This window comes from Nocardiopsis sp. LDBS1602 (genome assembly GCF_035818715.1).
Taxonomy (GTDB): Bacteria; Actinomycetota; Actinomycetes; order Streptosporangiales; family Streptosporangiaceae; genus Nocardiopsis; species Nocardiopsis alba.
The window spans coordinates 602228-619836 of sequence record NZ_JAYLVW010000001.1; the positions used below are offsets into that span (position 1 = coordinate 602228).

Here is a 17609-nt window from a genome sequence, read left to right on the forward strand (position 1 = left end):
CGATGTCGGTGAACACCGCCGCGCAGAACCCGGACGCGGGTTCGGCGATCCGGAGACTGGACTGGCTGATGGGCGACCTGGTGGCCCGGGTCGCCGGTGCCCGCAACGCCCTGTTGTCGTCCGCGGACGGCCTGGTACTGTCCCGCTCCCCCGAACTGGACCGGGACGGCGCCGAACGCCTGGCCGCCATCGCGGCCGGGTTCGCCAGCCTGGCGCGAGGCGCGCGCTCGGAGCTGGGGGCAGAGGAGGTCCGCCAGAGCGTGGTGGAGATGGACAGCGCGTTCTTCTTCGTGCTCTCCGCCGGTCAGGGCACGCAGTTGGCGTTGATCACCGACGCCGACTGCGACATGGGACAGGCGGCGTTCGAGGTGAACCGTCTGGTGCGTCAGGTGGGGCCGCATCTGTCGGCGCTGCCACGCGGCCGCGTGGGCGAGGCGTGAACGTGTCCGCCTACGAGGAGGACGACCGGTCGGTGGAATCGAACCTGATCCGCCCCTATTCGCTCACCGGTGGGCGTACCCGCCCCTCGCGCGGCGATCTGACGGTGACCTCCCAGGTGGTGGCGGTCCCCTCGATGGGTTCGGCGGATCTGGACCCCGAGCTGGAGCTGATCCTGTCGGTGTGCGCGCGTCCGGTGTCGGTGGCCGAGGTGGCCTCGCGTGCCGGGCTCCCTCTGGGGGTGTTGCGGGTCCTGCTGTCGGACCTGCTGGACCAGGGGCGGGTGGTGGCGCACACCTCGCCCTGGGAGCACCGGCGACCGGACGCGGACACCCTGCGTTCGGTACTCGATGGAATCCGACGACTGTGAGGGGTGGACGATGGCAGGTCCCTGGACGGTGGTGGAGGGGGACCCGCCGGTTCCCGACACCTTGAAGATCGTGGTCGCCGGCGGGTTCGGGGCGGGCAAGACCACCCTGGTCTCGACGTTGAGCGAGGTCGAGTCGTTGCACACCGAGGAGATCATGACCTCGCGGAGTGTGGGCGTGGACGATCTGGCCGGGGTGGAGGACAAGACCACCACGACCGTGGCCCTGGACTTCGGGCGGATCACGTTGGACGCCTCGACCGTGGTGTACCTGTTCGGGACCCCGGGCCAGCGCAGGTTCTCCTACATGTGGGAGGAGCTCTCCCAGGGCGCTCTGGGCGCGATCGTGATCGCCGACACCCGACGGTTGGCGGACTCCTTCGATTCCATCGACTTCTTCGAGTCGCGTCGGTTGCCGTTCGTGGTGGCGGTGAACTGTTTCGACGGTCAGCGCACCCATCGCGCCGAGGACGTGCGTGTGGCGTTGGACCTGGCCGAGGAGGTGCCGTTGTCGTTGTGCGACGCCCGGGACCGGGAGTCGGTCAAGGGCGTGCTGGTGGAACTGGTGGAGTTGGTGCTGCGGCTGGAGCTAGCCGGCGCCCAGGGCCCGCTGTAGGCGGTCGAGCAGGTCGTCGACGGGTCCGAGGGTGAACAGGCCCGAGGCGGCCCCGGCGTGCTCGCCGCGGGCCGCCTCCAGCGCCGTGCGGGCACGCAGCAGTGTCGGCCGTTCCCCCAGGGTCAGGGCGGCGTGGGCGAGCAGTCCCCAGTGGGCCTCCATGAGCAGCCCCGGGGCGGGGTCGGGGGTCCGGTCCAGAACCGAGGAGGCCCGTTCCGGCTGTTCGGAGGCGAGCAGGAGCGGATGGACCCAGGGCAGGTGCGGCCCCCAGTCGTCGACCCTCCCCGCCTCTCTCCGCCAGGGAAGACCATGGCGCACACGCAGACACAGCAGGGCCAAGGGGGCCAGACCGCGTTCCAGGCCGGGCATGCCCGCCCCCTTGGTGCGTTCGGCGGCGGCCCGGTAGGCGCGGGCGACACGTTCGGGGTCCTGTCCGGTCAGATCCAGCCGCAGGGCCCGATACCAGTCGGTGAAGACCCCCACCAGCGGGCGTTCGTGCCGTCGGGCCAGCGCATCGGCCCGGTGGGCGTGATGGTCGGCCCCTTCGACGTCGGCGTGGGCGGCGTGGGTCTGGACGCCGATCAGGTGGCCCAGGATCTCGAAGGAGTCCAGGCCGTGGCGTTCGGACAGCTCCACCAGTTCCGTCCCGATCCGGCCGCGCCGCCGCGACAGCCCCGGACGGGAGAAGGTCTGCATCCAGCGGGCGTTGAGCGCGAAGACCGTCAGCGCCGGGTCGGCGAGGTCGCGGGCGATCCGTTCGGCCTCGGCGGCGGCCCTCGCCGGACGTTCACCACGGCTTCCCCGGGACTCCAGGGCCACGGTGGCCAGCAGACGCGCCCGCACGGTGGGGTGGACGGCCGAGCCCGCCTCGGCCAGGGCGTGTTCGGCGGCGCGGACCACCCGGGCGGCCTGCTCGGGATCGTCCGAACCGGTCCAGACGGCGGGCACGTCGTAGGCGCCGATGATCCGCGCGGTCAGGTCGACGTCACCGGAGGCCAGGGCGGCGTCGATGGTCTGGGAGCGTCGATCGCGGGCGGCGCGCAGCCCGTCGGCGCCGGTCAACGCCAGGGAACGCAGCAGCCCCACCGTCGATTCCAGACGTGCCCGCGTACCGGGCCCCTTCTCATAGGCGCGGGCCGTGCTGTGCCAGAGCCGGTCGACGCGTTCGTCCTCGACCGGCGCCGTCCCGGTGGAGGAGAGACGGGGGTCGTGGTGTTCGCTCTGTCGGAGGATGTCCTGCTCCAACCGGCCCAACGCCCGTCCCGGATCCAGGCCCAGCCGGTCGGCGAGCAGGGTACGGGCACGTCGTAGGACGGCCAGAGCCTCGGCCTGACGGTCGGCGCGGTACAGGGCCGAGGCCAACAGGTGCCAGGCCTCCTCCCGCCAGGGGTGATCGGTGACGTGGGCGTCCAGGTCGGCGATCACCCGGCCGGTGGCGCCCCGGGCCAGACGCAGCCGGGCCAACTCCTCCACCGCACCCGAACGCGACTCCTCCAGCCGGGCCCGTTCGGCGCGGGCCCAACCGGTGTGGGCGACGTCGGCGTAGGCGGGGCCGCGCCAGGCGTCCAGGGCCCGCTCCAGGGCGCCCTCGTCGGGCGGGCCCTGGACACCGGTGACGGTGCGTTCGAACACCAGGGCGTCGACCGCCTCCGGATCGGCGCGCAGGGCGTAGCCGGGGCCCTCGGTCACGAGCAGACGCGCGGGGGCACGAGGCGCCCGTTCGGGCTCCAGGGCGCGGCGCAGGGCCGCCACGAAGGTGCGTACCGCGCTCGCCGCCCCCGCAGGAGGGCCCTCCTCCTCCCACAGGTCCTCGATGAGCGTGTCCAAGGGGACCAGACGACCGTGGGCCACCAGAAGACGGGCCAGGACCGCGCGGTGGCGCGGCCCCTTCAACGGCAGGCTCCGCCCCCGCTCGTCCCAGGCCCGTAGCGGCCCAAGGACACCGAAGCGCACCGTCACGGGCTCCCCCTCTCCCTCCCCCGGTGGCGGACACGGTCACCGTACCGCTTGCTCATCGAACGCTCATCGACGCTCGACACACTGATCGCACACCCATTCGAACGACCAGAGGGGTTCCATCATGGACACCGTCATCCCCGGCACCACCACACGACGCGTGAGCGTCGCCGAGGGCGTGGAGCTGAACGTGGCCGTCGGCGGCCACGGACCCGCCCTCGTCCTGCTGCACGGCTTCCCCCAGACCCACCTGATGTGGCGCCACGTGGCCGCCGACCTGACCGCGGACCACACCGTGATCTGCCCCGACCTGCGCGGCTACGGGGACAGCGACGCCCCCGAGGCCACCGGACCCCACACCTACTCCAAGCGCACCATGGCCGCAGACGTCGTGGCCCTGGCACGCGCCCTGGGCCACGAGCGCTTCGCCCTGGTCGGACACGACCGGGGCGCGCTGGTGGCGATCCGCGCCGGCCTCGACCACCCCGAGACCATCACCCACCTGGGGATCCTGGACGTGCTGCCCGTCCCCCAGATGTGGGAGGCGCTGCGCGGCGTCCAAGGCGCGGTCGGCTTCCACCTGTACCTGATGGCCCAGGAACCGGACCTGCCCGAACGGATGATCCAGGCCGCGCCCGACACCTTCTTCGGCCACTTCCTGGACCTGTGGGGCCGCGACCCCGAGGCGATCCCGGCCCCCGTACGCCGGGCCTACCTGGACGCCTGCCGCCGCAACGTGCCCTCCATCGTCGCCGACTACCGGGCCTCGGCCGGCATCGACCTCGAACACGATCTGGCCGACCAGGAGGCCGGACACCGGCTGTCGATGCCGGTGACCGTCCTCCAACAGGACTGGGGCGCCGCCCTGGGCTACGACGCCACCGCCCTGTGGCGGCCCTGGGCCCGAGACCTGCGGCACGCCACCGTCGACAGCGGCCACTTCATGGCCGAGGAGGACCCGGCCCTGATCGTGAAGGAACTCCGGGACCTGCTGCGCCGCTGAACCCGGCCCGCCCCGACGGTCAGTCGTGGACCCGGCGCACCCCGCGCCGGTCCACCGGCACGATCATCGGGGTGGCCGTCTCCGGGTCCTCGATGACCCGCACCGGCAACCCGAACACCTTCTCCACCAGATCGGCGGTGACGATCGTGGCCGGCTCGCCCTCGGCCACGATCGTCCCGTCCTTCATCACGATCAGATGGGTGGCGTAACGGCAGGCGTGGTTGAGGTCGTGCAACACCGCCACCAGGGTGTGACCGCGCTCGGCGTGCAGATCGGCGCACAGATCGAGCATGTCCATCTGGTGGGCGATGTCCAGATAGGTGGTGGGCTCGTCCAACAACAGCAACGGCGTCTGCTGGGCCAACACCATCGCCAACCACACCCGCTGACGTTGACCGCCCGACAACTCGTCCACCGACCGGTCGGCCAACGCCGACACCCCCGTCGACTCCATCGCCTCGGCCACCACCGCCTCGTCCTGGGCCGACCACTGGCGCAGGAAACTCTGATGCGGGAAACGACCGCGCGCCACCAGATCGGCCACACCGATCCCGTCCGGGGCGATGGAGGTCTGCGGCAACAACCCCAACCGGCGCGCCACCTCCTTGGCCGGATAGGAACCGATGACCTGACCGTCCAACAGCACACTGCCCTCGGCCGGTTTGAGGGTGCGCGACAGGGCGCGCAACAGCGTCGACTTACCGCAGGCGTTGGGGCCCACGATCACGGTGAAGGAGTTGTCGGGGATGGTGACGGCCAGATCCCGGGAGATCACACGCTGGTCGTAGGCGAGTGTCAGGTCACGGCCGCTGAGACGGGCGTCTTGGGTCATCGTTCTCTTTCGGATGCGGATCGAAGGGGCGGGAACACCGGACGTCTCAGGCGCGTCCACCACGCCACTCGGTGTACAACAACCAGATGAGGTAGCCGCCGCCGATCACGGCGGTCACCACACCCACCGGCAACTGCGTGGGCGCCAGAGCGCGCAACGCCACCAGATCGGCCACCACCAGCAGAGTGGCGCCCATCAGCGCCGAACCCACCAGAGTGGTACCGCCGGTACGGGTGAGACGACGCGCCAACTGGGGCGCGGCCAGGGCCACGAAACCGATCGGACCGGCCACGGCGATGGCGGCCCCCGTCAGGGCGCTGGCCACGGCCAGCGCGATCACCTGCGTGGAACGGGTGGGCACGCCCAACCCGCGGGCGGTGTCCTCGCCCAACTCCATGAACCGCATCCGCCGACCCAACGCCAACAGGACCGGCGCCAACAACGCAACACCGATCCACACCGCGGCCGCCTCGCCCCAACCCCGGTTGTTGAGGCTGCCGATCATCCAGATCTGAGCGCCCAGGGCGTCGGTCAGATCGGCGCGGGTCATCATGTAGTCGCGCACCGACGCCAACATCGCCGAGACACCGATACCGACCAGCACCAACCGGTAGCCCTGGACCCCGTTGCGCATCGCCAACAGATAGACGACCGCGGCGGTCACCAACCCCCCGGCGATCGCCCCCAGAGAGACCACCACCCGGCTCGCGCCCACCACCAGGATGGCGAAGACCGCCCCGGTCGCCGCCCCCGAGGTGAACCCGATGATGTCGGGGCTGCCCAGGGCGTTACGCGACAGGCTCTGGAAGACGGCTCCGGCGATGCCCAGGGCCGCGCCCACACCGATCGCGGTCAACGCGCGGGGCAGGCGCACCCCTTGGACGAAGAACACGTCCAGACGTTCACCCTGACCGATCAGGGCGCCGGGCACCACCGGCAGGGGGATCTCGTAGTCGCCCACCGACACCGACACCACCAGGGTGACGAAGGTGACCGCGACCAGGGCCAGACAGACCACGAGGGTGCGCGGCCGCATCAGGAACGACAGCCGCCCCTTGGGGCTGCGCCAGGCCAGGGTGTCACGAGGCCGGAACGGCGCGGCCGTGTCGGGACGTGCGGAGGTCAGGGTCTCGTTCACAGCTGGGCCATCCTCTTCGTGCGGACCAGGGCGATGAACAGCGGCGCCCCGACCAGAGCGGTGATGATGCCGACCTCCAACTCCGCGCCCGGCAGGACCACGCGTCCGACCGTGTCGGCGGCGGTGAGCAGGACGGCCCCCAGGACGGCGGAGTAGGGCAGCAGCCAGCGTTGGTCGGGGCCGGTGATGATCCGGGCCACGTGCGGGATGATCAGCCCCACGAACCAGATCGGTCCGGCCGCGGCGGTGGCCGCCCCGCACAGCAGGATGACGGCCACGGCGGTGGCGGTCCTGATCAAGGGGATGCGGGCGCCCAGGGTGGCCGCCAGGTCGTCGCCCAGGGCGATCGTGTTGAGCGAGGGGCCCAGGGCCAGGGTGAGGACGATGCCCAGGACCAGGAAGGGCATCACCTGCCAGAACACGTCCAGGTCGCGTCCGGTCAACGAGCCCACCTGCCAGAAGCGGATGCGGTCGAAGACGAAGTCGTTGAGGACGATCACGCCGTGGACGAGCCCTTGCAGGACCGCGGCCATCGCCGTTCCGGCCAGGGCCAGACGGACCGGGGTGGCGGCGGAGCGGCCGCGCGAACCCAACGCGTAGACGGCCACGGCCGCCACCGCCGCGCCGATGAACGCGGGCCAGACCAGACCGGCCCCGCCCATGCCGAAGAGGAACACCGCGATGACCACGGCGGCGGCCGCCCCGGAGTTGACGCCCAGGATGCCGGGTTCGGCCAGCGGGTTGCGGGTGAGCGCCTGCATGAGGGCGCCGGCCAGCCCCAGGGCGGCACCGACGAAGATCCCGATGATGGTGCGGGGGACGCGCAGGGTGAGGATGACGTTGTGGTCGTAGCCGCCGTCGTGGGCGGTCAGGGCGGCCCAGACCTCGGCCACGGGGATCGGTTTGGCTCCCACGGTGATGCTCAGCAGAGCGCAGACGAGCAGGGCCCCCAGGGCGAGGAGCAGGCCCACGGGGCGTAGGGCACGTCTGGTTCGTGTGGGGCGTGTCGGTGTGGGAGCGCGCAGGACCACGGCTTTCCCGTTCGTTGTGCGAGGACGGTTATGGGTGGTGACGATGGGGGACGGATCATGCTTTTCGGCCATCTACCCGACGAACACCACCGAGCCAGGTTAGCCTTACCTACATCATGTTCGCACGGAAGGGTCCCGACACGATGCCCCACCCCCTCGGCCCGCTCCAGGCCGCCACCGTGTTCACCCTGGCGGGAGCACTCACCCTGACCGGCTGCGCCACCGACGGAACACCCACCGCCGCCCCCGAAGGCCCGACCCGCACCGTCCAGGCCGCCAACGGCACCGTGACCATCCCCACCGCGCCCGAACGCGTCGCCGTCCTATGGCGCCCCACCCTGGCCGCCGCCACCGCGCTGGGCCACGAACCCGTCGCCACCATGGCCTCACCCGGCTCCCCCGACCAGGGCCTGACCCCCTTCCTACCCGACCACATCGACGGCGCCGACCTACGACCCGTCACCTCCTCCCCCGCCGAGGACGACGTCGACATCGAGGCGCTCGCCACGAGCGACCCGGACCTGATCATCGGCGTGAGCACCCCGGTCGGCGCCCAGACCGCCCTCCTCGACCCCCTGGAGGTCATCGCCCCCACCGTCCTCCTGGAATGGGAGGGCACCGGCTCCTGGCGCCGACACCTGGAGGAGGTCGCCGAGATCCTGAACGCCGCCGACGCCGCCGACGAGACCGTCGAGGCCTACGACACCGCCCTCGAGCGGGCCCGCGCCGAACTCCGGGAGGCCGGGGTGGTCCCCGAGGAGACCGAGCTCTCCCTGATCCGCCTCCAGAGCGAGACCGAGATCCGCCTGGAGACCCCCGACTCCTTCGCCGGACAGGTCGTCGACGACCTCGGCTTCGCCCGCCCCGACGCACAACTGGAGGGCGAGGGCAACACCGACTTCGTCCCCCTGGGCTACGAACACCTCGAACGAGGCGACGGCGACGCTGTGTTCGTCCTGGTCGGCTCCGGCTTCCCGGACGCCCCCGACACCTTCTCCGACGGGGTCTGGTCCCACCTGGAGGCGGTCCGAGAGCGGAACCTGTACCGGGTCGACCAGGACGTGTGGGGCGCGGCCAATCACCACGCCGCGCTCCGTGTGATCCAGGACGTCACCGACGCCCTGACCGGCCGGACCGAACCGGCCGTATGAGCGGCCACGGCGCGGACCTCAGGCGAAGACGTCCCAGCCCATCCGGACCAGCAGCGCCAGCACCACCACCAACAGCACGGCGCGGATGAACCCCGCGCCCCGCCGCAGGGCCATGCGGGCGCCGATCTGCGCCCCCAGCGTGGTGCACACCGCCAGCCCCAGACCCAACAGCCAATCGACATGACCGCCGAACGCGAAGACCGTCAGCGCCCCGAGGTTGGTGCACACGTTCACGATCTTGGCCGAGGCCGAGGCCTGGAGGAAGTCCATGCCCAGCACCGCGGTGAAGGCGATGATGAGGAACACCCCGGTTCCGGGCCCCACCACGCCGTCGTAGAAGGAGATCGCCACCCCGGCCAGCGCCAGCGTCGCCAGGAGACGGTTGCGACTACGGGGACGCGGATCGGGAGAGGCCCCCATGGAGGGGCGCAGGACCACCATCAGGGCCACCCCGGCCAGGACGACCATGATGATGGGTTTGAGCACGTCGGCGGTGAGGGCGGTGGCCAGGGCGGCGCCCAGACCAGAGCCGAGCAGCGCCAGTCCGGCCGTGGGAAGGACCACGCTCCGGTCCACGCGCACCTTGCGCGCGTAGGCGATGGCGGCGGAGGCGGTGCCGAAGACGGCGCCGAGCTTGTTGGTGCCCAGCAGGGTGGCCAGGGGGGTCGTGGGGGCGGCGACCATCAGGGCGGGCAGCAGGAGCAGGCCCCCTCCCCCGACGACGGCGTCGACCCAACCGGCGGCGACGGCGGCCGTCAGCAGCAGGCCGAGGATCTCGGGGGCCATTACCGGAACGGTCCATCGATAGAGGGGATCATGGGCTCTTCTCCGAGGTGGGGAAAGGGACGCGAGCCAACGTATCGACCATCGAATGCCCGTTTTGTCAGGGGACCGGTATTTTGATCCCCTTACAAGAGCTTCACCTTGATATTGTAGATTCGTACCGATTCGAAAGAAGGCGGTGGCGCCCGGGGGCACGGGACACCACCGCGGTCTCGAAGGGGCTCAGAAGTCCGAGCCCGCGAACCACTCCCTCGCCCGGTCCAGAACCGGGGCCGGCACCTGGTGTCCCCCGGGATGCTCCTCCCGACGCACCGAGGCCCCTCTGCCCCGCAACTGCTCGGCCAGCAGCCTCCCCTGGTCCACCGTGGTGATCGGATCGGCCGTCCCATTGCCCAGGAACACCCGGGTCCCCGACAGATCGACCGGGTCGGGCTCACGACCCTGCAACGGGGCCCCGGCCGCGAGCAGCACCGCCCCCGCGACCAGCCCCGGGTGGAGCAGGAGCAGCCCCGCGCCCGTGTTGGCCCCGTTGGAGAAACCGCTCACCACGATCCGCTTCGGGTCCAGGTCATAGGCCCTGACGGCGGCCTCGACGAACCCGGCCAGCTCGGCGGTGCGCGCGATCAGGTCCTCGACGTCGAAGACGCCCTCACGCAGCCGACGGAACCAACGGTTCATCCCGTTCTCGTCGACCCTGCCGCGCGGCGAGAGCAGGGCCGCGCCGGGCGCCAGAGCCCGCCCCAAGGGCAACAGGTCGTACTCGTCGGCGCCCGTGCCGTGGAGCAGCAGCAGAGTCGGCGCGTCCGGACGGGTCGCCGGTTCGAAGACGTGGACGAAGTCCTCCACCGCGCTCATCCGCCCACCCGCACGTTCGGCAGGTTCGCGGCGATCCGCTCGTGGTCGGGCTCCAGCCACGGCGGCAGCTTGAGCGAACGCCCCAGATCCAGCAGCGGCTCGTCGTAGTCGAACCCGGGGCCGTCGGTGGCGATCTCCAACAGGACGCCGCCGGGCTCACGGAAGTAGATCGAGGTGAAGTAGGTACGGTCGCGGATCTCGGTGACCCCCACCCCGTCCTCGGCCAGGCTGCGGCGCCAGGCGTCCTGCACGGGGGTGTCGGGGGCCCTGTAGGCCACGTGGTGGACCGTACCGGCCGCGACCACGCCGCGTTCGGCCGAGGGGTCGCCGACCACGTCCACGATCGTGCCCACGCCCTGGCCGGACTCGTCGGTCCGAAAACGCATCCGGCCACCGCCCTCGCTCTCCAGACGGAAGCCCAGCGTGTCGCCGAGCATCGCGGCGGTGCCGTCCAGGTCCTGCTCGGTGAGGGTGACCGCGCGGATGCCGCGGATCGCGTGCTCGGCCGGGACCCCTCCCCCGTCCCAGGGGTCGGTGTCGTGGAAGTCGGCGGAGGCGGCCAGTTCGATGAGCAGACCGTCGGGGTCGCGCAGGGCGAGCACGTCCTCCTGACCTCGTTCGGCCGGGCGCGTGGTCGGCACGTTCAGCGACGCCAGGTGGTCGGCCCACCAGCCCAGGGAGCCCTCGGGCACGGAGAAGGTCGTGGTGGTCGCCTGACCGGCGCCGATCTTGCCCTTGGGCGCGTCGGGCCAGGGGAAGAAGGTCATGATCGTGCCGGGGTTGCCCGCGCGGTCGCCGTAGTAGAAGTGGTAGGTCTGCGGGGCGTCGAAGTTCACCGTGCGCTTGACCATGCGCATGCCCAGCGCGTTGAGGTAGAAGTCGGCGTTGGCCTGGGGATCGCTCGCGATCGCCGTCACGTGGTGGATCCCCGAGGGGCGCACATCCATGTCCTCGTCCTTTCCTCGCCGTGCGGGTCGACACCAATATGTTGAATCTTAAACTACTTCCTGGAAAAAATCTCCCTGGTCTCGGCCATGAAACGATCCCCCCTCCCCGAAGCGCTCACCTTCCCCACGTGAAAACCTCACCACGAGGCACCCCGTCTCGCCCCGTCCGCCACTCCGGGAGAAGACCATGACCAGCCCCGTCCCCGACGCCTACTACGTCCGCACCGGAGAGGGCCGATACCGCCCCACCGAGCACACCGGAGGCGCCTGGAACGAAGCCGAACAGCACTTCAGCCCCTTGGGCGGCCTGATCGCCCACGCCATCGAGACCCACGCCGACCGACGTAAGCTCCAGATCTCCCGGATCGGCTTCGACATCCTGGGCCGTCTCCCCCGTGAGGAGTGCGAGATCGAGGTGGAGGTCCTACGGCCGGGGCGCACCATCGAACTGGTCGAGGCCCGGGCCCGGATCGGGGACCGTACCGTCGTGCGGGCCAGGGCCTGGCTGCTGATCTCCGGGGACACCGAGGCCGTCGCCGGGAGCACCGCCGACCCCCTCCCCGATCCCGAGGGGCTCGAAACCGCCGACATCTCCTCGCTGTGGCCCGGCGGCTACATCTCCTCCATCGACGTGCGCCCGGTCGGGACCCCCGCGCCCGGGCGCGGCACGGCGTGGATCGGGACCGGGCTGGAGCTGGTCCAGGGCGAGAAGGTCGGCCCCGTCGCCTCCTACGTCGCGCTGGTGGACACCGCCAACGGCATCGCGGTCCGCGAGTCGCCCCGCGAGTGGATGTTCCCCAACGTGGACCTGACGGTGCACCTGTACCGACGCCCGGAGGGGCCCTGGGTGGGGCTGGACACCTCGGTGGCCTTCGGTCCGACCGGCCTGGGGCTGACCGCCTCGGTGCTGCACGACCGCCGGGGGGAGCTGGGGCGCGCCGAGCAGAGCCTCACCGTCCGCCCGCTCTAGCCACGAGACCCCCGAATCGTCACTCTCCGTAGAGGAAAGTGGCCGATCTCCACGGGCGGGCAACTACTCTCCGTGAGAAACGTGGACTCAGGGCTGGGCCGGGGTGGGCAGGCGACGCAGGCGCAGGGCCACGAGTCCGGCCAGGACCGTCAGCGTCAAGGCCAGGACCACGGTGCCGTTCCAGCCCACCGCGTCGTAGACCACCCCGCCCAGCCAGCCGAAGAGACCGGCGCCCAGGTAGTAGGCGAGCGTGTAGACCGCCGCCGCCTGGGCCCGCCCGGTGACGGCGTGGAAACCCACCCAGGCCGAGGCGGTGGCATGGGCGGAGAAGAAGGCGAAGGTCAACAGCAACAGGGCCAGGAACAGCAGCGGCAGCGAGGTCGTGAACAGCCCGCCGATCCCCACGAGCAGCAGCAGGGTGGCCAGGGTGAGCACCCGGTAGCGGCCCCAGCGCAGGGTGGCCGATCCGGCCACGGCCGACCCCACCATCCCGGCCGTGTAGGACAGGAACAACAACGAGGCCATCGCCTGGGACAGGCCGAAGGGCTCGTCCGTCAACCGGAAGCCGAGCACGTTGTACACGGCCATGAAGGCGCCCATCAGCAGCAGCGCCTGGGCGTACATGGGCAGCAGCCCACGGGTGGTGGCCGCCGCGCGCAGCCGCCGACCCAGGCTCAGGGGCCCGGGGTCGCCCGCGGCGCGAGGCGCGGGGGCGGTCCTCGACGAGCGGGGCAGGACCAGCACGAACACGGCCAGGGAGACCAGACCCAGCAGGGTGTTGGCGGCCACACCCCACTGCCAGCCGCCCAGGTCGGCGGCGAAACCGGCCAGGAGGCGCCCTCCCATACCGCCCAGGGGGTTGCCCGCGATGTAGAGGCCGGTGGCCTTGGGGGCGTCGGCGGGGTGGATCTCCTCGGCCAGGTAGGCGACGGCCGCGGCCGAGACCCCGCCCAGGGCGGCCCCTTGAAGGGTGCGCAGCAGCAGGAGCGTCCACAGTTCGGCGGAGAAGGGCGCCGCGAAGCCCAGCAGGGTGGCCAGGAGGAGGGAGATCGCGATGACGCGCGCGCGGCCGACCCGGTCGGCGATCCCGCTCCAGATCAGGGTGAACCCGGCCAGTCCGCCGGTGGCCAGGGAGACGGTGAGCGCGGCCTGCCCGGCGGAGGTGTCGAAGCCCTCGGCGATGGCGGGCAGGATCGGCTGGACCGCCCAGAGTTGGGCGAAGGTGGCCACCGCGGCGGCCACCAGGGCGATGACCGTGCGCCGGTAGGCGGCGGTCCCCGCGCGGGGGCGCGGGTCGTGGGTCTCGGAGGGCACGCTGGTCACGGTCATGTGTCAACGCTAGAAAGCGCCTTTTCATACGTCCAATGCATGGTTTCACGTTGTTGCATACTGAAATGTATGGATAGTCCTGATGTGGAGGCGCTGACCCGGGTGCTCGCGCCTCGCCTGCGGATGATCTCCGAGGTCGCCCGCACCGAGCACGTCACGCACGCGGCCGCCGCCCTGGACACGCCCCAACCCACGTTGAGCAGGGCTTTGGCCCGACTCCAGGACGAGTTGGGGATGGCCCTGGTCGAGCGCACCGGGCGCGGGATCCGGCTCACCCGGGCCGGACGCGTGCTCCTGCCCCACGTGGAGCGGGCCCTGGACGATCTGAGCCGGGGAGTGGCCGAACTCACCGGGACCGAGGAGGGGCGCGTCGCCCTCACCTTCCTACCGACGCTGGGGGTGGAGGTGGTCCCGACTCTTCTGGGCGGGTTCCGTTCGCTGTATCCGGGTGTGCGCTTCACCCTGACCCAGGAGGCCTGGGCCGAGTCCCTCCAGCGGTTGTCGGCCGGGGGCGCGGATCTGGCGTTGACCTCTCCCCTGCCCACGGGCCGGGGGTTGGCCTCGCAGGTCCTGCACACCCAGCATCTGCGTCTGGTGCTTCCCGAACACCACCCGCTGGCCCGTCGGGGGTCGCTCTCCCCGGCCTCGGTGGTGGACGAGTTCATCCTGCTCAAACCGGGGCGCGGGGTGCGGCATCTGACCGATCGCCTCAACGACCAGGTCGACTTCACCCCCAAGGTGGCCTTCGAGGCCGACGACATCGCCACCGCCCGCGGTCTGGTCGCGGCGGGGTTGGGGGTGTCGATCCTGCCCGCGCGCCCCAGGGGGCCGCTGAAGGGCACGGTGGAGGTGCCCATCGTCGGAGGGCCGGCCGAGCGTCCCGTCGGCGTGGTGTGGCATCGGGAGGGTTCCGGAGGCGGGTACGAGCCGCCGGCCGTGGCGCTCTTTCGCGATTACGTGTGCCGGGTGGGGCCTCGGGTCATCCCCGACCTGACCGGTTGAGCCCGGGGACGTGGAGGATCGCCTTCACGTCATTCCGACATGAAGATTTCTTCAATTCAACATATGGTGGTGGCCGAACCAGTCGCGTCCTACCGAGGTCCACCGTGCATCGACCCCTGTACCAGGCCAAGGCGGAGTTCTTCCGCATGCTCGGCCACCCCGTCCGCATCCGTGTCCTGGAGCTGCTCCAGGACGGCCCCAAGGCCGTCCGCGACCTCCTGGCCGACGTGGACGTGGAACCCTCCAACCTCTCCCAGCAACTGTCCGTCCTGCGCCGTTCGGGCATCGTCACCTCACGCCGGGAGGGCTCCACCGTCGTCTACGAACTGGCCGGCGCCGACGTCGCCGACCTGCTGCGCGCCGCCCGACGCATCCTCACCGAACTGAGCACCGGGCGTGAGGAGCTCCTCTCCGAACTGCGCGAGGACTGACATGACGACGACCTCCTCCACCCGAACGGGCCGGGGAGCGTGGGGGCGCGTGCGCGCGCTGCTACCGCGCGCCTCGGATCTGACCGCGATGCGCCGCTCCCCCGGCCGCGACCTCCTGGCCGGCGTCACCGTGGCGATCGTCGCGCTGCCGTTGGCGCTGGGCTTCGGTATCTCCTCCGGTCTGGGCGCCCAGGCCGGGCTGGTCACCGCGATCGTCGCCGGGTTCCTGGCGGCGGTGTTCGGCGGCTCCAACCTCCAGGTCTCGGGGCCCACCGGGGCGATGACGGTGGTGTTGGTGCCCATCGTCGCCCTGCACGGCCCCTCCGGCGTGCTCATGGTCGGCGTGATGGCGGGGCTGATCCTGATCGTCCTGGCCTGGGCCCGGGGCGGCCGGTACATGCGCTACGTGCCCGCTCCGGTGATCGAGGGCTTCACCCTGGGCATCGCCGCCGTCATCGCCCTGCAACAGGCGCCGTTCGTGTTGGGTCTGCCTCAGCCGGAGGGGCACGACGTGCTCGTGGGCGCGGTCTCCCTGGTCCGCGACTTCGCGGCGGCCCCGGATTGGACCCCGCCGCTGATCGCCCTGGGTGTGGCCGCCGTGATGCTGATCGGCGCCCGGATGTACCCGGCGGTGCCCTTCTCCCTGGTGGCGGTGGTCGCCGCCACCCTCCTGATCCAACTGTCCCCGCTGTCGGCCCCCACCATCGGGGCGTTGCCCGCGAGCCTGCCCGCCCCGTCGTCGTCCTTCCTGGATCCGGCGGCCCTGGGGCCGTTGATGGGGGCGGCGTTCGCGGTCGCCGCCCTGGCCGCGTTGGAGTCGTTGTTGTCGGCCACCGTCGCCGACGGGATGCGTTCGGACGAGCGCCACGACCCCGACCGTGAGCTGTTCGGTCAGGGTGTGGCCAACCTGGTCGCCCCGGTCTTCGGCGGGGTGCCCGCCACCGCCGCGATCGCGCGGACCGCGGTGAACGTGCGCTCGGGGGCCCGGAGCCGACTGGCCGCCATCACCCACGCCCTGGTGCTGGCCCTGGTGGTTCTGGTGGCCGCCCCCCTGGTGGGGCTGGTGCCCTTGGCCGCCCTGGGCGGGGTGCTACTGGCCACGGCCGTGCGCATGGTGGAGATCTCCTCGCTGCGCTCGATGATGCGTTTCACCCGTGGTGACGCGGCGGTCCTGGTGTTGACCGCGGTGGCGACCGTGGCCCTGGATCTGGTGATGGCGGTGTTGGCGGGGATGGCGGTCACCGCGGTCCTGGCGTTGCGGGCGGTCTCGCGTGACGCGCGTGTGGAGCGGGTCGAGTTGACCGAGGACCTTCCCGAGGGACATGAGGCTCGGGAGCCGGACCTGGTGGACGAGCGCGTCGTGGCCTATCGACTCGACGGTCCCCTGTTCTTCGCCGCCGCGCACCGGTTCCCGTTGGAGCCCGCCGAGGGCTCCGACGTGGCGGTGGTGATCCTGCGCATGTCGCGGGTGAGCGCGGTGGACGCCACCGGTGCCCGGGTGTTGGGCGAGGCGGTCGAGAGGCTCGGGCGGCGGGGCATCGTCGTGCTGATGTCGGGGATCCGGGAAGAGCACCGTCGCGCGTTGAACGCGCTGGAGGTGGTGGCCGGGCTCCAAGAACGGGGCCGGGTGTTCGAGAACACGTCCGAGGCGATCGGGTACGCCCGTGCGCTCCTGCGCGAGCGCGACGCCCTGGACGGGGTGGAGGGGACGGCGACGGTCTGACCCTCGTTGCGCGGAGAACACGGAGTGCGCAAGACCTCGGGCACGCTACGGTGGTGCGCGGTGTTCGGGGTCCGGGTCAGGACGGGACCCGGACTCCGAACACCACACGATGCCCCATACTCGTTCAGCGGTTGTCGAAATGTCAACATTCGAACATCCATGTGGTACCGAGACCCGGGAGACGCCTCACCCGTACCGGTGTACGACGTACACTTTTGCGTCGTGGCACACGATGACGGCAAGAACAGCGGAATGCGCAGAGTCCGCAGGCGAGGGTTGGCCCACGAGGCCGCCGACCACATCCGCGAATCCATCTTCGACGGACGGGCCGCCCCGGGTTCCGCGCTGCGCGAGGTCGAACTCGCCGCGTCCCTGGACGTGAGCCGCGGGTCGGTGCGTGAAGGGCTGGCGATCCTCGAACGCGAGGGGCTGGTCCGCAGCGAGTGGCATCGCGGCGCCCGCGTCATCGAACTCAGCCCGAGCGACGTCAACGAGGTCTACACGGTGCGCGCGGCCCTGGAACGCCTGGCCACCATCAGCGCCGCGGCCCGCATGAACGCCGCCCGGCTGGCCGATCTGGAATCCCTGGTGCAGGCCATGGGCCGGGCCCTGGAGGGCGACGCCGACGGCTCCACACTGCTCGCGTTGGACATGGCCTTCCACGACCGGATCTACGAGACCGCCGCCAACGGCCGACTCACCGACGCCTGGCACGGGGTGCGCTCTCAGGTCCGTCTCTTCCAGCTCATCCGGATAGAGCGTGATCAGGTCGACTACCGCGACCGGCTGGTCCCCGAACACCACGACCTGCTCCGGTTGATGAGCCGCGGCCCCAGCGAGGAGTTGGCCCGCGCCGCCGAGGAGCACGTGGACTCGGCCCGGCGCACCCTGGTCCACCTGCTGGAGCGGGACCCCGACCACCCGCGCTCCTGAGGGAGACCACGGAGACACCACGGGGGCGGGGGGGCCCACGGCGCCCCCCCCCCCCCCATAACCCACGGGGAAGCCCCCGCACACCCCACAGGTCAAACCAACCG

At 71.3% G+C, this 17609-nt stretch carries 18 protein-coding genes; 10 read left to right on the forward strand and 8 right to left on the reverse strand.

Features of this window, described 5'->3' with window-relative positions:
* Nucleotides 1-2: 2 nt before the first annotated feature.
* Genes U9J66_RS02860 through U9J66_RS02870 form a run of 3 tightly spaced genes read left to right on the forward strand, consistent with a single transcriptional unit; the run spans nucleotide 3 to nucleotide 1421 of the window.
* Nucleotides 3-440, forward strand: a complete 438-nt coding sequence (locus U9J66_RS02860; RefSeq protein WP_014908907.1) for a roadblock/LC7 domain-containing protein — start codon at nucleotides 3-5, stop codon at nucleotides 438-440.
* Nucleotides 441-442: 2 nt separating this feature from the next.
* Nucleotides 443-808, forward strand: a complete 366-nt coding sequence (locus tag U9J66_RS02865; RefSeq protein WP_014910541.1) for a DUF742 domain-containing protein — start codon at nucleotides 443-445, stop codon at nucleotides 806-808.
* 10 nt (nucleotides 809-818) lie between these two features.
* Nucleotides 819-1421: a GTP-binding protein gene (locus U9J66_RS02870; RefSeq protein WP_014911430.1), complete on the forward strand. Its 603-nt coding sequence runs from the start codon at nucleotides 819-821 to the stop codon at nucleotides 1419-1421.
* Here the strand turns inward: U9J66_RS02870 and U9J66_RS02875 are convergent.
* The gene (locus U9J66_RS02875; protein WP_326336940.1) at nucleotides 1395-3380 is read right to left on the reverse strand and encodes an AfsR/SARP family transcriptional regulator; all 1986 of its coding nucleotides are present in this window, start codon (nucleotides 3378-3380) and stop codon (nucleotides 1395-1397) included. The genes U9J66_RS02870 and U9J66_RS02875 overlap by 27 nt on opposite strands.
* A gap of 121 nt (nucleotides 3381-3501) precedes the next feature.
* Here U9J66_RS02875 and U9J66_RS02880 point away from each other — a divergent pair, with 121 nt between their 5' ends.
* Nucleotides 3502-4380, forward strand: a complete 879-nt coding sequence (locus U9J66_RS02880; protein ID WP_326336941.1) for an alpha/beta fold hydrolase — start codon at nucleotides 3502-3504, stop codon at nucleotides 4378-4380.
* Nucleotides 4381-4399: 19 nt separating this feature from the next.
* Here U9J66_RS02880 and U9J66_RS02885 read toward each other — a convergent pair whose 3' ends face one another.
* From U9J66_RS02885 to U9J66_RS02895, 3 genes are read right to left on the reverse strand one after another with little or no spacing between them, the layout of a single operon-like run.
* A complete protein-coding gene (locus U9J66_RS02885) occupies nucleotides 4400-5212 on the reverse strand; it encodes an ABC transporter ATP-binding protein (protein ID WP_017534798.1) in 813 nt (270 codons plus the stop codon).
* Nucleotides 5213-5258: 46 nt separating this feature from the next.
* Complete coding sequence (locus U9J66_RS02890) at nucleotides 5259-6350, reverse strand: FecCD family ABC transporter permease (protein ID WP_014912532.1); 1092 nt, start codon at nucleotides 6348-6350, stop codon at nucleotides 5259-5261.
* Nucleotides 6347-7381 (reverse strand): FecCD family ABC transporter permease, encoded by a 1035-nt coding sequence (locus tag U9J66_RS02895; protein WP_026125044.1) that lies wholly within the window; start codon nucleotides 7379-7381, stop codon nucleotides 6347-6349. Before U9J66_RS02895 ends, U9J66_RS02890 begins: the two co-directional genes overlap by 4 nt.
* A 143-nt stretch (nucleotides 7382-7524) precedes the next feature.
* On the opposite strand from U9J66_RS02895, the gene U9J66_RS02900 reads away from it, so the two are divergent.
* Nucleotides 7525-8532, forward strand: coding sequence for an ABC transporter substrate-binding protein (locus tag U9J66_RS02900; protein ID WP_442789848.1), 1008 nt, complete (start codon nucleotides 7525-7527; stop codon nucleotides 8530-8532).
* Between the two features lie 18 nt (nucleotides 8533-8550).
* On the opposite strand, the gene U9J66_RS02905 is transcribed toward U9J66_RS02900, so the two are convergent.
* The 3 genes from U9J66_RS02905 to U9J66_RS02915 form a co-directional block, all read right to left on the reverse strand.
* On the reverse strand, nucleotides 8551-9318 hold the full coding sequence (locus tag U9J66_RS02905; RefSeq protein WP_017534796.1) for a TSUP family transporter: 768 nt from the start codon (nucleotides 9316-9318) through the stop codon (nucleotides 8551-8553).
* 219 nt (nucleotides 9319-9537) lie between these two features.
* Entirely contained in the window at nucleotides 9538-10170 is a 633-nt protein-coding gene (locus U9J66_RS02910; RefSeq protein ID WP_017534795.1) for an alpha/beta hydrolase, read from the reverse strand.
* A complete protein-coding gene (locus U9J66_RS02915) occupies nucleotides 10167-11117 on the reverse strand; it encodes a ring-cleaving dioxygenase (RefSeq protein WP_326336943.1) in 951 nt (316 codons plus the stop codon). Before U9J66_RS02915 ends, U9J66_RS02910 begins: the two co-directional genes overlap by 4 nt.
* Before the next feature lie 187 nt (nucleotides 11118-11304).
* On the opposite strand from U9J66_RS02915, the gene U9J66_RS02920 reads away from it, so the two are divergent.
* Nucleotides 11305-12087 (forward strand): thioesterase family protein, encoded by a 783-nt coding sequence (locus tag U9J66_RS02920; RefSeq protein ID WP_326336944.1) that lies wholly within the window; start codon nucleotides 11305-11307, stop codon nucleotides 12085-12087.
* Nucleotides 12088-12174: 87 nt separating this feature from the next.
* Here the strand turns inward: U9J66_RS02920 and U9J66_RS02925 are convergent, their stop codons facing one another.
* On the reverse strand, nucleotides 12175-13416 hold the full coding sequence (locus U9J66_RS02925) for an MFS transporter (protein WP_014912261.1): 1242 nt from the start codon (nucleotides 13414-13416) through the stop codon (nucleotides 12175-12177).
* A 69-nt stretch (nucleotides 13417-13485) separates the two neighbouring features.
* On the opposite strand from U9J66_RS02925, the gene U9J66_RS02930 reads away from it, so the two are divergent.
* From U9J66_RS02930 to U9J66_RS02945, 4 genes are all read left to right on the forward strand, one after another.
* On the forward strand, nucleotides 13486-14418 hold the full coding sequence (locus U9J66_RS02930) for a LysR family transcriptional regulator (protein ID WP_042281669.1): 933 nt from the start codon (nucleotides 13486-13488) through the stop codon (nucleotides 14416-14418).
* Nucleotides 14419-14522: 104 nt separating this feature from the next.
* Nucleotides 14523-14849 (forward strand): ArsR/SmtB family transcription factor, encoded by a 327-nt coding sequence (locus U9J66_RS02935; RefSeq protein ID WP_014908436.1) that lies wholly within the window; start codon nucleotides 14523-14525, stop codon nucleotides 14847-14849.
* Nucleotide 14850: 1 nt separating this feature from the next.
* Nucleotides 14851-16572: a SulP family inorganic anion transporter gene (locus U9J66_RS02940; protein WP_326336945.1), complete on the forward strand. Its 1722-nt coding sequence runs from the start codon at nucleotides 14851-14853 to the stop codon at nucleotides 16570-16572.
* 222 nt (nucleotides 16573-16794) lie between these two features.
* Nucleotides 16795-17505: a GntR family transcriptional regulator gene (locus tag U9J66_RS02945; protein ID WP_234305752.1), complete on the forward strand. Its 711-nt coding sequence runs from the start codon at nucleotides 16795-16797 to the stop codon at nucleotides 17503-17505.
* The last annotated feature ends 104 nt before the right edge of the window (nucleotides 17506-17609 follow it).

Excerpts from the sequence above, each read along its gene's own strand:
- U9J66_RS02900 (WP_442789848.1), top strand. The coding sequence starts at position 7,525 with ATGCCCCACCCCCTCGGCCCGCTCCAGGCCGCCACCGTGTTCACCCTG.
- U9J66_RS02905 (WP_017534796.1), bottom strand. The coding sequence starts at position 9,318 with ATGGCCCCCGAGATCCTCGGCCTGCTGCTGACGGCCGCCGTCGCCGCC.
- U9J66_RS02940 (WP_326336945.1), top strand. The coding sequence starts at position 14,851 with ATGACGACGACCTCCTCCACCCGAACGGGCCGGGGAGCGTGGGGGCGC.
- U9J66_RS02915 (WP_326336943.1), bottom strand. The coding sequence starts at position 11,117 with ATGGATGTGCGCCCCTCGGGGATCCACCACGTGACGGCGATCGCGAGC.
- U9J66_RS02885 (WP_017534798.1), bottom strand. The coding sequence starts at position 5,212 with ATGACCCAAGACGCCCGTCTCAGCGGCCGTGACCTGACACTCGCCTAC.
- U9J66_RS02930 (WP_042281669.1), top strand. The coding sequence starts at position 13,486 with ATGGATAGTCCTGATGTGGAGGCGCTGACCCGGGTGCTCGCGCCTCGC.
- U9J66_RS02920 (WP_326336944.1), top strand. The coding sequence starts at position 11,305 with ATGACCAGCCCCGTCCCCGACGCCTACTACGTCCGCACCGGAGAGGGC.
- U9J66_RS02910 (WP_017534795.1), bottom strand. The coding sequence starts at position 10,170 with ATGAGCGCGGTGGAGGACTTCGTCCACGTCTTCGAACCGGCGACCCGT.
- U9J66_RS02925 (WP_014912261.1), bottom strand. The coding sequence starts at position 13,416 with ATGACCGTGACCAGCGTGCCCTCCGAGACCCACGACCCGCGCCCCCGC.
- U9J66_RS02880 (WP_326336941.1), top strand. The coding sequence starts at position 3,502 with ATGGACACCGTCATCCCCGGCACCACCACACGACGCGTGAGCGTCGCC.
- U9J66_RS02860 (WP_014908907.1), top strand. The coding sequence starts at position 3 with ATGTCGGTGAACACCGCCGCGCAGAACCCGGACGCGGGTTCGGCGATC.
- U9J66_RS02870 (WP_014911430.1), top strand. The coding sequence starts at position 819 with ATGGCAGGTCCCTGGACGGTGGTGGAGGGGGACCCGCCGGTTCCCGAC.